This is a genomic window from Collinsella tanakaei (genome assembly GCF_016900375.1).
Classification (GTDB): domain Bacteria; phylum Actinomycetota; class Coriobacteriia; order Coriobacteriales; family Coriobacteriaceae; genus Collinsella.
On the sequence record NZ_JACJKB010000001.1, the window covers coordinates 217,809 to 230,400 of the forward strand.

A 12,592-nucleotide genomic window follows, 5' to 3' on the forward strand; every position below is an offset into this window, starting at 1 on the left:
TGGTCTATGGAACAGCTTGCCGGCTTCATCTCGTCGCTCTTCTGGGGCGTCGTCACCTTTTCCGTTCTCGTTTTCATCCACGAGGGCGGGCATTTTCTTGCCGCCCGCGCCTGCGGCGTGCGCGTGACCGAGTTCTTCCTCGGTCTTCCGTGCCGCTTCAACATCCACCGCGTATCGCGCAAGAACGGCACGAAATTCGGCGTGACGCCGATCCTCCTCGGAGGCTACGCCGCCATCTGCGGCATGGAGAACGCCAACGTGCCCTCGGCCCCGCGTGTGCTCGCCGCGGTACACCGCCGCGGAACCGCCACGACCGCTGAGCTCGCCGGCGATCTCGACCTCGATGAGACCGAGATCCAAGATGCCTGCGCTCAGCTGCTGAGCTGGGGTTCGCTCGCACCGCGCTACCTTGATGATGACGGCCCGCGCGACCGCTACTACCCGAGCGCCTACGCCTCCATGCCTCGCGATGCCGCGGGAAACACCGTCTACGAAGGGCGCGCCTTCGACCGCGCGCATGCAACCTCCGAGGGTGATCCCTGGGAGCCGACGATGGGGGAGCAGGCCTTCTTCGAGAAGGAGCGCTCTCGCACCTATATGGGCCTCGGCTTCTTCCGACGCTCAGCCATCCTGCTTGCCGGTATCGCCGTCAACGTGCTCTGCGGCATCCTGCTGCTCATGAGCGTGTTCTCCATCATCGGGTTCGACGTCCCCGTCGACAAAAATGTCATCGGGGCGGTGGAGCAGGACTCTCCCGCCATGGAGGCGGGCCTGCAGGCTGGCGACACGATCCTTTCCGTCGACGGCGTCTCCGTCGACTCCTGGATCTCCCTGACCGAGGCCATCGGCGCGCATGAGGGAGACGGCGCCATCGCGATGGAGGTCGAGCGCGACGGATCCACGACCTCCGTGAGCATCGTGCCGAACGATGAGGGACTCGTTGGCATTTCCGTACCCTACGAGCGCTATCGACTCTCGCCGATCGATTCGTTCCAGGTCTCTATCGACTACGTCTATCAGACCGTCGCGGGCATAGCTCAGCTGTTCACGCCGACGAAGACGATGGAGGTGCTCGACAACTCGAGCTCCATCGTCGGCATCTCCGTCATGTCCGCCCAGGCGGCGTCCCTCGGCGCAAGCACCTATCTCGCCTTCGCCGCGCTCATCTCGCTTTCTCTCGGCTTCATGAACCTGCTGCCCATCCCACCGCTGGACGGCGGCAAGTTCATCATCGAGATCATCCAGGGAATCACGCGCCGTGAGGTGCCCATGCGCGTGCAGACCGCCCTGTCGCTTGCCGGCATCATCCTGTTCGGCTTCATCTTCGTCTACGTCCTGCGCGGGGACATCCTGCGCCTGCTTTAGAAGGAGGACACGATGGCCCACCAGCTTCCGAGAGACCTCACGCGTCCCGTACACATCGGTTCTGTCCAGATCGGCGGGGGAGCGCCGGTTGTCGTGCAGTCCATGACCTGCACCGACACGCACGATGCGGACGCGACGCTCGCGCAGGTCCGGGCACTCGCCGACGCCGGTTGCGACATCGTGCGCGTGACGGTTCCCGACGAGGCGGCTCTCAAGAGTTTCGGGCGCGTCTGCGCGGAAAGCCCGGTGCCCATCGTGGCTGACATCCACTTCGATTACCGCTTGGCCATCGGCGCCGTGCGCGCCGGGGCGTCCAAGCTTCGCATCAACCCCGGCAACATCGGATCTTGGGACAAGGTCGACGCCGTGATCGATGCGGCTGGCGAGGCGGGCGCCGCCATTCGCATCGGCGTGAACGCCGGCTCTCTCGAGCGCGACATCGCCGAGCGCGAGGACTTGAGCCAGCCCGAGAAGCTCGTCGCCTCGAGCCTGCGGTTCGTCGAGCACTTCGAGGGCCGCGGCTTTACGAATATCGTCCTTTCCGCCAAGGCCCACAGCGTGCTGACGACTATCGACACCTACCGAGCGCTCTCCCGCGAGCTGCCGCAGGTGCCGCTCCACCTCGGCGTCACCGAGGCCGGCACGGTGCGCCAGGGCACCATCAAGAGCTCGGTGGGTCTCGGAATCCTGCTTGCCGAGGGCATCGGCGACACGCTGCGCGTCTCGCTTACCGCCGATCCGGTCGAGGAACCGCCCGTCGCTTGGGGCATCCTCGAGTGCCTGGGCATCCGCCGTCGCGGCCCCGAACTCGTGAGTTGCCCGACCTGCGGCCGCACCCAGGTCGACCTCATTCCCATCGCGCAGGAGGTCGAGCGGAGGCTCCAGACCGTGACGAAGCCGATATCCGTCGCCGTCATGGGCTGCGTGGTCAACGGTCCGGGCGAGGCGTCCGACGCCGACGTGGGCGTCGCCTGCGGTCGCGGCACGGCGCTGCTGTTCCGCCACGGCGAGGTCATTCGCAAGATCGCCGAGGAAGACATCGTCGATGCCCTCATGGAAGAAATCGAGCAGCTCTAACAACCATCGGCCACATCTGGCCTCTCCCGGCTACGTCCCCAACGAGGCCAGGCCTCGTTGGGGACGTAGCCGGGAGAGGCCAGCAATAAAGAAAAGGTGTAAGGGTTAGCCGATTCGAAATGGCGTCCCTTTGACCGACCAGTTTGCAACATCCCCTATGTTGCGCTTGTTGCCTGATAGCGCATAGGTTAGAACTTGAAATAGACGTGTCGGCAACGAGGCATAAGGTGGGTTCGTTATGTTGAGAATGCTGCGGGCGGTCGGAATCACGATCGCGCTTCTGTTCGCCGCGAGTATCACGGGGATTCCGGGGTCCCCCATATTGGAGGCTCAAGCTGCCGAAATCGTAGCAGAGGGCGATTCGAACCTTCGTGGCGAATTCCACTGGGAGCTTGATTCCAAGGGGACCTTCACGATGAGCGGAGAGGGGAGTCCGCCCAGCGTATCGCTCGTTACGGGAGCTCCCAAGTGGGAAGATTATAAAGATCAGATCAGACGCGTTGTCATTGAAGACGGCATCTGGTCGACCGGCGATCTAAGCTTTGAAGGCTGCACGAATCTCACTGAGGTGACATTCGCCTCGAGCGTCACCACCATAGGCTCAGGAGCATTTAAGGGCTGTACCAAGCTGAAGACGATACAGTTTCCCCGCGCGCTTGAAACGATTGATTATGACGCCTTTCTGGGCTGTACGGGCCTAACCGAACTCACCTTTCCCGACTCGATCGCCTCGATCAACAGCTCAGCATTTTCCGGCTGCACAGGGTTGAAGGAGCTGACGTTTCCCACTGACACCGACATCGGATACAAAGCGTTCTTCGGATGCGCTGCCCTGCAGAGCGTTGTGCTCCCGAACGGCGAAAACGGCAGTGTCGGCCTGAATGCATTTGCCGAATGTCCCAACTTGAAGACGGTGTACTGGCCGCTGGAGCTGACGTTTGCCAATTCCGCCTTTATAGATTCGCTCAACCTGACCGTCTACTACGAGGGCACGTTCGAACAATGGGAATCCATTGCCACACATTTATTCGGCGAGAAGGTTCCAGATGGAACGATAGTCAAATACAACAGCGGCATGCCTGGGGAGGAAACCGATCCCGATCCAGAGGAGCCTGACCACGAGCTCACCACGCCCAAGCTTCAAAGCGTGGAGAACCGTTCCGGCGGCATCCTCATTAAGTGGTTCGGAGAAGCTTCTTATCCCGATGCCACATGGTGGCTTGATAGCGGGTTCTACGTTCTGAGAAAGAGCGGCAGCGGCGATTACGAGCGTATCGCGACGGTAGATGACGCCGACGCTACATCCTACCTTGACACCGATGTCATGCTTGGCACCACGTACACCTATACCATTCAGCGCTTTTCGAGCGGCGAGGTCAGTGAATACGATATAACGGGCCTTACAATCACACGCAAGGAGGCCATCGATAACGTAGCGAGCTATCCGAACGACAACCTCGGATGGAGCGTAGCTAACAATCTTGCCAATTTCGGCAGGAGCGTCGACAACCCCATCGACGATGAGCGGTACGAGGAAGTGCTCGGAACGAAATTCATCGATAACGCTTCTGGAAAGCTCAACCAATTCGTCAATCGACACAAGCAGAACGGCGGATACTGCTTCGGCCTGTCCCTCCTCGCCGCAGCGCAATACAATGGTCAGATCGACCTGGCCATATTGTTTGACGACCAAGATTTCTCCGGACAATCGAAGGACAGCAAGCTTGCTAACGGTGCGATTACCACCATTGTGAAATCTGACTCAACAGGCAGATACTACGCGAAGATGGAGAACGACCGGCTCGTCAATATCATCGAGCGCGCACATATATCGCAGTACACCAAGGAAGTCAAAGCCTCCCAGATCTATACGAAAGCCCCCAACTATGAAGGATTGCTTCATTATCTCCGTGAGGACAACATCAAGCCGCTCCTAGTTGGGCTCAGCGGAAGCGCCGACCACGCCGTACTGACCTATCCGCAGATAGAGCCGGAGCGCATCTCCGACAACCAATACAAGATCTACCTATACGATCCGAACGTTCCACAGATCGGCAGCGAGAGCACGCTCGTACCGTATGCGCTGGAGGGCAAACTGTCGGATTACTACACGAGCGGCATGTCATACCTCATCCTGAACACCGACACGGGAGACTGGTCGTACTACAACCCCAGCAAGGGCACCTCGCCGCAGATTAGCAACGGCTACTACGATGTGGGCATGTCTTTTGATCTCGACGATAAGGGCAACCATCTGTTGCGCCACGAGACCATCCGCTTCTACGACGTCTCGAAGATCTCCAATACGATGATCAACATCATCATGGGCTCTATCACCGGAACGCCCTCGAACTTCATCATCGTCGACGACATCCCGCAAGAAGGTTCCGGGGTGCTTGCGATCACCGATATCGATAGTGGGGATACGATCATGACCGCTTCGGGCGCTCAGTCCGGGGGTGCACCCAAGCTCACGCTTTCCAGCGAATACGTTGAAGACTACCAGGTCGGAGGAGACGACGGCAACATGCTGTTCCTCTGGCTATCGGACAGCTGCGGTGCGATCAAGACCCAAGGTGGCAGCGTCAATGCAACGTACTATTCCGATGGAACCATGTTCAACGTAGTCTGCAAACGAGCGGGCAGCGCTTCCTTCGATCCCGCAGCCGCAACACTATCAATCCAAGTTGACGAGGCAGCGGACATCGAGATGGACGTACAGCGCAACTCGCAGATGGATGATACCCGGGATGCAAAGCGCGTGACCATATCTACCTACCTCAATGCAGGAGATAAGACCACGATGACCGTCCCCAAATACGGCTTGCTTCAGCTCTCGGGACCCGAAGGCCAGCGATATGACGCCTCCTATAGCAAGGAAACCGAAAGCGGGAGCATGGGCGGAGCCATGCCCAATGTCACCGCCCAGGAAATCCTTGCGCACTGGGGTGAACCCGTCGAGAACATCTTCAGTGACGTCTCGTCTGACGCCTACTACGCCGATGCGGTGATCTGGGCTGTCGATAACGAGGTGACGACGGGTACGTCTTCCACCACGTTCTCGCCAGAAGACCCCTGCACGCGTGCGCAAGCGGTCACCTTCCTATGGAGAGCCGCCGGCTGCCCTGAACCGGAGGGCACGCGCAACCCCTTCACCGACGTTGGAAGTGGCGATTATTACCACGACGCGGTTCTTTGGGCGGTCGAGCAGGGGATAACCACCGGCACCTCCGACACAACGTTCAGCCCGAACGACACCTGCACGAGGGCGCAGATCGTGACGTTCCTCCACCGCAGCGAGGGATGTCCCGACATCGGCGCATACATCACCTTCATCGATGTTCCGCTGAATGAGTACTATGCGGATGCCGTCAGCTGGGCTGCCACGCTCGGGATCACCACAGGCACCTCGCGAACGCATTTCAGCCCGAACATCCCATGCACCCGCGGACAGATCGTGACGTTCCTGCATCGTACCTACCGGTAATCCCTCTCATCTCAAAACAGAGGCAAAACAGTAAACCTTTTGGCCTCTCCCGGCTACGTCCCCAATGAGGCCTGGCCTCATTGATGACGTAGCCGGGAGAGGCCAGCACCCAATCACCACATATGGCCAGATGGCAGCAAGCCTGTTGAGACCAGTTGCGCGCTATGCGCTATCATGCAGAATCGTATGTCGTTTCGAACACAGGGAGTAAGACGTGTCCACCAACACCCGTGTCATGAAGATGTCCTCGCTGTATGCGCCCACGCTGAAGGAGGACCCCGCCGAGGCTGAGCTCGCCAGCCATCGCCTGCTGCTGCGCGCCGGCATGATCCGCAAGCAGGCCGCCGGCCTCTATTCCTATCTGCCGCTCGCATGGCGCTCGCTCAAGAAGATCGAGGCCATCGTGCGCGACGAGATGGACGCCGCCGGCGCCCAGGAACTCCTCATGCCCATCCTGACCGATGCCGAGCTCTGGCGCGAGAGCGGCCGTTGGAACGCCTACGGCCCTGAGCTCATGCGCGTGACCGACCGCCACGACCGCGAGTTCGCCCTCGGCCCCACGCACGAGGAGACCGTCACCGACCTCATCACCAACGAGCTGCGCAGCTACAAGCAGCTTCCTGTGAACCTCTATCAGATCCAGGACAAGTTCCGCGACGAGATGCGCCCCCGCTTCGGCCTCATGCGCGGTCGTGAGTTCATCATGAAGGACGGCTACTCCTTCTCCGCCACGCAGGAGTCGCTGCAGGAGATCTATGATGACATGAAGCAGGCCTACGCCAACATCTGCGAGCGCTGCGGCCTGCACGCCCTGCCCGTCGTTGCCGACTCCGGCCAGATCGGCGGCGACACCTCCGTCGAGTTCATGGCGCTCGCCGACGCGGGCGAGGCCGCGCTCGTCTACTGCGACGAGTGCGGGTTCGCTGCCGACGAGGAGGCAGCCGCGACCACGATCCCCGTCACCGAGGGCCCGGGCGACGGCACGCTCACGAAGGTCCACACACCCGGTCTCGGCACGATCGAGGCCGTCGCCGCGTTCTTCGGCTTCCCGGAGAACGGCACCCGCAAGTCGCTCGCGCTGATCGCCGAGGACGGCACGCCCGTCGTCGCCATCGTCCCGGGCGATCACGAGCTCAACGATGTCAAGGCTGAGCACCTCTTCGGTGCCTACCACCTCATGACCGATGAGGAGCTTGAGGCCAACGGCCTGCACAAGGGCTTCATCGGGCCGGTCAACCTTCCCGAGGGCATTCGCCTCGTGGTCGATGAGAGCCTACGCGAATCCAAGAAGTGGGCCTGCGGTGCCAACGAGGTCGACTACCACTACACCGGCGCCTGCCCGGACCGCGACTTCACCGTCGACGAGTGGGCAGACCTCGTGACCGTTAAGGCCGGCGACCCCTGCCCGCACTGCGGGCGTCCCCTCGAGGGCGCACGCGGCATCGAGGTCAGCCAGGTGTTCCAGCTCGGCACGAAGTACTCCGAGGCCATGGGCGCCACCTTCGCCGACGAGAACGGCGAGGAGAAGCCCTTCATCATGGGTTGCTACGGCGTGGGCATCTCCCGCACGCTCGCGGCTGTGGTCGAGCAGCATAACGACGAGCACGGCATCGTATGGCCTGTCTCCATCGCCCCGTACGAGGTCGCGGTCATCGCGCTCGACAAGAAGGGCGAGGCCTTTGACGAAGCAGCCAAGCTCGCAGACGAGCTCGCGGCGGCTGGCATCGAGGTCGTCTTCGACGACCGTGCCGAGCGCCCGGGCGTCAAGTTTGCCGATAACGACCTCATGGGCTTCCCGTTCCAGGTCATCGTGGGCAAGCGCGGCCTCAAGAACGGCACGGTTGAGCTCAAGGTGCGCGCTACCGACGAGCGCTCCGACGTCGCGCGCGACGAGGCTGTCGCCCACATCGCCGACATGGTGAAGAGCGCACGCGCGTAAAGGCGTCAGACACGCTCTCTATCTGAACAACCGTCAACCTCCTGTGGATGAAGCGCTGTCCACAGGAGGTTTTTGTTTGGCTGTGGGCGTATGGGGTATAGGGACTCCGATGTAGTGAGATACTTTACCTATGTAAAGAGGATGTCAGGACGCCTGCCCGTGGGCGCAGGGGCGCAAAGGCTGCCGTATGATGTCCTGAGCGGGGGACATGCACCCAACCTGAAAGGATTCAGCCTGTCGATGCGCGTATTGGATTTCGACAACACCATCTATGATGGCGAGAGCCCGCTTGACTTCTATTTCTTCTCGCTGCGCTATCGGCCCGGCAACATCCGATTCATCGTGCCCGTCATCATCAACCTCATTCGGTACCAGCGCTCAAAGAGCTCTCGTCCTCAGCTCGAGCGCACGATCCGCCGCTACGTCCACGCATACCTCTCGTCGTTCGACGACATCCACGGCATGGTGCGCGATTTCTGGGACACGCACATGCACAAGATCAAGTCATGGTATGTGCCGCAGCCCGATGACGTCATCCTCACCGCATCGTTCAACTACACCATGGACGAGATCGTAAAGCGCCTGGGGATTTCCACCTGCATCTGCTCAACGATCGACTACGACACGCTCGATCTGATCCATCTGAACTTCGGCGACAACAAGGTCGCATCGTTCAAGCAGGCGTTCGGCGACGATGCCGTGCCCGACGAGTTCTATACCGACAACCTTGTCGATAAGCCGATGCTCGAGTACGCCCGATCCTCCTTCATCGTTAAGGGCAACAAGGTCGTCCCGTACCGGAAATAGCGCGTGGAGCGCACGGAAACGGTCCATTGTCGATTCTGGCCGTTCCCCGAAGCCGCGCTGACAGCGATGGGTCAATCTGATACTGTTACCGCAGTGGTCGGATTTTAAGGGGCATATGCGCCCTGGGGGAGCATAACCATGGCTGACTCCACATCGCATAGGGTCGAGTGGGCCAAAGCAGAGGTCGCTCGACTCACCAGCTATATCATCCATAAGCATTACTGCGAAAACGATATCGAGGCGATTACGCGATATCTTGCTGAGCCGTTCAGCTGGTTTGGCGCGGCCGAAGACGAATACGCGACGGGTTGCGACACCGTCACCGCGATCTTTCGAAAGTTCGCCGGCAAGGTGCCGAAATGCAACGTATACGACGAGCACTACGACGTCATCGAGCTTGCAGAAAACACGTATCTGAGCACGGGGCGCGCCTGGGTCGCAACGGACCCCTCGACAGGCATCTTCATCCGCGTTCACCAACGCATCGCCATGGCATTCAAACAGGTCGGCGATGAGTTCACCTGCCACCACATCCATCTTTCGAACCCGTATGCAGAAATGGTGTCGGGCGATGTCGGGTTTCCCACGACCCTCGCGCAGCAGTCCTACGAGTACATGAAGGAGACGCTCGAGGAGCAGAGGCGCCACCTGAACGACCAGACGGCCGTGCTGAACAGCATCTACGAGACGGCTCCCTGTGCGATCATGCGCCTTGCACGGGATGGGGAAGGGTTCTACCGCCTGCTCTTCTACAACGGCGCCACCGCCGACCTCATGGGCGTGGAGGACGGCCAGATCGGACAGATGGACTGGTCGCGCGGCATCTGCCCCCTCATGACCTCCGGGGATGCCACGCGCCTTGCCGTGCGCATCGATGAGCTCGTAAAGCCCGGGGACCAGGCATCCTCCATCTGCCTGATCAAACGGGTCGCCGGCGAGCCGATCTATGTGAACTCCATCAACACGTTCATAGGCACAACCGAGGAGGGCGACATCATCCAGAAGATCGTGTTCGACGTGACCGAACACGTTCAAACAGAGCAAGCGCTCGTACGCATGAGCTTCGAGGACGGTCTCACAAGGCTCTACAACCGCACGAAATTCCGCCAAGCTTTTGAGGATGACGTTTATAGCGCGGCGGAGCACCTGGGCATCGCGTACTTCGATATCAACGGCTTGAAGGCGATGAACGACCGCTGCGGACACGCCACCGGCGACGACCTCATCTGCCGCACGGCGAGCCATATCCGGCATGCGTTCTCCGGTGACACATACCGTATCGGAGGCGACGAGTTCGTCGTCATCGACGATCTGTCTTCGGAGGGGGAGTTCGATAGACAGATCGAGCGCGCCCTGGGAGCCATGGCAGATGACGGCATCAGCATCGCTGTCGGTGTGAGCTGGCGGGAAGCTCCCTGCGACATCAGGGCGCAGTTCAATGAGGCCGATCGCCTCATGTACGAGCACAAGGCCAACTACTATCGCTCAAAGGCCAACGACCGTCGCCGCCGCTGAAAGTTTGGGGACAGGTCCCAAACTTTCACGCGTCGATATACAAAAAGAGACCTTCAACTGAGTTGAAGGTCTCGAAAATTCTTGGGTGGAGACGAGGGGGATCGAACCCCTGACCTCTTGACTGCCAGTCAAGCGCTCTCCCAGCTGAGCTACGCCCCCAAGCGGTGCGGGAAATAATATACGGGAACCGCACCCCGATTGCAAGAACTTTTTTCTGCAAGTTTGGGGACAGGTCCCAAACTTTCATCCTGTTTGCAAGACATTATAGTTTTATACTGTGTGCCACGTCTTAGCTATTAAGAGGGTGATATGAATGCCGAGAAGCGCTCGTACGATATCTGTCATGGGAATCTATCACGTTGTTGCTCAAGGTAATAACAAGCAGATCATCTTTGAAGACGAAGCCGACTATAGACGGTTTCTCGGGTTGCTGCGCGAATGCAAGCACCTGTACGGAATCAAGATCTTGGCATGGTCCCTCATGGAGAACCATGTGCACCTGTGCGTTGAGGATCTCGAAAATAACCTCGCCGATTTCATGCACCGACTGCTCGGTTGCTACGCGATGTACCTGAACGCCCGCCATGGTCGTGGTGGCCATCTGTTTCAGGATCGGTGCTTCAGCGACTCCATAATTGATGAGTCGCAGCTCCTGGAGTGCGTTCGTTACATTACGAACAATTGCCTGTACGCAGGTATATGCTCACTGGAGGAGTATCCGTGGAACAGCGACCACGAATATACCGATGTGCCCGATATCGTTTCCCCTGAGATCGTGTTGGGGCTACTCGGAGGCGCTCAGCAATACCGTGAGTTCATATCCTCTCATACGCACTGCGTGTATTCGTTTGAAGGGCCGGGGCCGCTGTCAAGCGAAGAGGCGTTGCGCATTGCGAGAGCCGTTGCAGCGAGCCTAGGAGTTCATCTCAGCGAGATCAAGGCGCTGCCTGTTCGCAAGCGCAATGAGGCGGTGAGGCAACTGCGTCGACATGGCCTCAGCAATCGGCACATCGGTCGACTCTGCGCGATCAGTGAGTCCACCATCAGCCGCATCGTCCGAGGGTAGCGTGAAAGTTTGGGACCTGTCCCCAAACTTGCAGAAAAAAGTTCTTGCAATCGGGGTGCGGTTCCCGTATATTATTTTCCGCACCGCTTGGGGGCGTAGCTCAGCTGGGAGAGCGCTTGACTGGCAGTCAAGAGGTCAGGGGTTCGATCCCCCTCGTCTCCACCCAAGTAAGCTTACAGCCTTCGGATTTCCGAAGGCTGTTTTCATATTCATCGGGCTCATGGCGCAACGGTTAGCGCAGGGGACTCATAATCCCTGGGTTGCAGGTTCGAATCCTGCTGGGCCCACCTTCGATCGATCAGCCCCGTTACGGCGGGGCTTTGTCATGACGATGAAAGTTTGGGACCTGTCCCCAAACTTTCAGGCAAGGAGCGGTATGTCTCGGTTCGATATCATCGCGTTCGATCTTGATGGAACGATCTTTCCCGAACCCCACAAGGAGGAGATGGCGCCTCGCGTCGAGCGTGCGCTTCAGGCCGCCCACGATGCTGGCGTGCTCACGGCGGTCGCCAGCGGACGGCCCACCGGCATGCTCGGCCCGCATATCTCGAACCTCCCGTTCGTAGACTGGCACATCACGGTCAACGGCGCTTGCGTGAGCAACGCGAAAACCGGCACCATCATCTCGCAGCGCACCCTGCCTCAGGTCGATGCTCTCGCGACCATCGACTTCATCAACCGTGCCGCCAACGGCGCGCACGTCGGTTGGAGCCTGTTCTCCGCCGGTACCTCGTTTTTCGATCGCAACCTGCTCACGCTGTTCGACCGCCACGAGCAGGCGGGGGAGAGCTTCAGCTTCGTCGAAAGCGCCCTTGCCGCCGGCAACGACATCCAGGAGATGTCCTCTGCTCGCGACCTCACCGCACGGCTCGCCGCCGGCCCCGACAAGCTCGGCGCGCGCTTCGAGGATCCTGCCGATACCGCCCGCGTTCTCGCCGAGCTCAAGAACAGCGGCCACGACACGTTGGAAATCGCCCAGGTCGGCCCCGATGAGATCGAGATCACCCGCACCGGGGTGGGGAAGGGCTCTGCGCTCTCCATCCTTTGCAACGAGCTCGGTATCGATGAGCGACGGGCGGTTGCCTTCGGCGATTCCGGCAACGACGCCTCGTTTGCCGACACGCCCTGCACCTTCGTCGCCATGGGCAACGCCGACGAGCACATCAAGGCCATCGCCGATGACATCGCACCGAGCGTTCGCGAGGACGGCGTGGCCGTCTGGCTCGAGCAGCACCTCGGTCTGTAGCTGACTTTGCTGCGGTTTTCCTGTGCTCGTTTGGTTCGATTCGCCGTCCCCACACATTACGGGCAAAAAGCAAAATTCTTCTTTGCGACG

8 protein-coding genes and 3 tRNA genes are annotated in these 12,592 nt (G+C 60.0%); 10 read left to right on the top strand and 1 reads right to left on the bottom strand.

What is annotated here, in order from left to right; all coding sequences use genetic code 11:
* Positions 1-6: 6 nt before the first annotated feature.
* The 6 genes from rseP to H6A16_RS00990 all read left to right on the top strand — a co-directional run bounded on the left by rseP (position 7) and on the right by H6A16_RS00990 (position 10,190).
* Entirely contained in the window at positions 7-1,365 is a 1,359-nt protein-coding gene (gene rseP, locus H6A16_RS00965) for an RIP metalloprotease RseP (protein WP_204615355.1), read from the top strand.
* A gap of 12 nt (positions 1,366-1,377) precedes the next feature.
* Positions 1,378-2,442 (top strand): flavodoxin-dependent (E)-4-hydroxy-3-methylbut-2-enyl-diphosphate synthase, encoded by a 1,065-nt coding sequence (gene ispG, locus H6A16_RS00970; RefSeq protein WP_204615356.1) that lies wholly within the window; start codon positions 1,378-1,380, stop codon positions 2,440-2,442.
* A 238-nt stretch (positions 2,443-2,680) separates the two neighbouring features.
* Positions 2,681-5,929: a leucine-rich repeat protein gene (locus H6A16_RS00975; protein WP_204615357.1), complete on the top strand. Its 3,249-nt coding sequence runs from the start codon at positions 2,681-2,683 to the stop codon at positions 5,927-5,929.
* Positions 5,930-6,164: 235 nt separating this feature from the next.
* Complete coding sequence (locus H6A16_RS00980; RefSeq protein WP_204615474.1) at positions 6,165-7,868, top strand: proline--tRNA ligase; 1,704 nt, start codon at positions 6,165-6,167, stop codon at positions 7,866-7,868.
* Between the two features lie 240 nt (positions 7,869-8,108).
* A complete protein-coding gene (locus tag H6A16_RS00985) occupies positions 8,109-8,675 on the top strand; it encodes a haloacid dehalogenase-like hydrolase (RefSeq protein ID WP_204615358.1) in 567 nt (188 codons plus the stop codon).
* A 138-nt stretch (positions 8,676-8,813) separates the two neighbouring features.
* On the top strand, positions 8,814-10,190 hold the full coding sequence (locus H6A16_RS00990; RefSeq protein WP_204615359.1) for a GGDEF domain-containing protein: 1,377 nt from the start codon (positions 8,814-8,816) through the stop codon (positions 10,188-10,190).
* Between the two features lie 86 nt (positions 10,191-10,276).
* Here H6A16_RS00990 and H6A16_RS00995 read toward each other — a convergent pair.
* A tRNA-Ala gene (locus tag H6A16_RS00995) sits at positions 10,277-10,349 on the bottom strand.
* A gap of 184 nt (positions 10,350-10,533) precedes the next feature.
* Between H6A16_RS00995 and H6A16_RS01000 the strand changes: the two genes are divergently transcribed.
* The 4 genes from H6A16_RS01000 to H6A16_RS01015 all read left to right on the top strand — a co-directional run bounded on the left by H6A16_RS01000 (position 10,534) and on the right by H6A16_RS01015 (position 12,502).
* Complete coding sequence (locus tag H6A16_RS01000) at positions 10,534-11,256, top strand: transposase (protein ID WP_204615361.1); 723 nt, start codon at positions 10,534-10,536, stop codon at positions 11,254-11,256.
* A gap of 89 nt (positions 11,257-11,345) precedes the next feature.
* Positions 11,346-11,418 (top strand) — tRNA-Ala (locus H6A16_RS01005).
* A 52-nt stretch (positions 11,419-11,470) separates the two neighbouring features.
* Positions 11,471-11,543, top strand: a tRNA-Ile gene (locus H6A16_RS01010).
* Between the two features lie 89 nt (positions 11,544-11,632).
* A complete protein-coding gene (locus tag H6A16_RS01015) occupies positions 11,633-12,502 on the top strand; it encodes an HAD-IIB family hydrolase (protein ID WP_204615363.1) in 870 nt (289 codons plus the stop codon).
* Positions 12,503-12,592 lie beyond the last annotated feature (90 nt).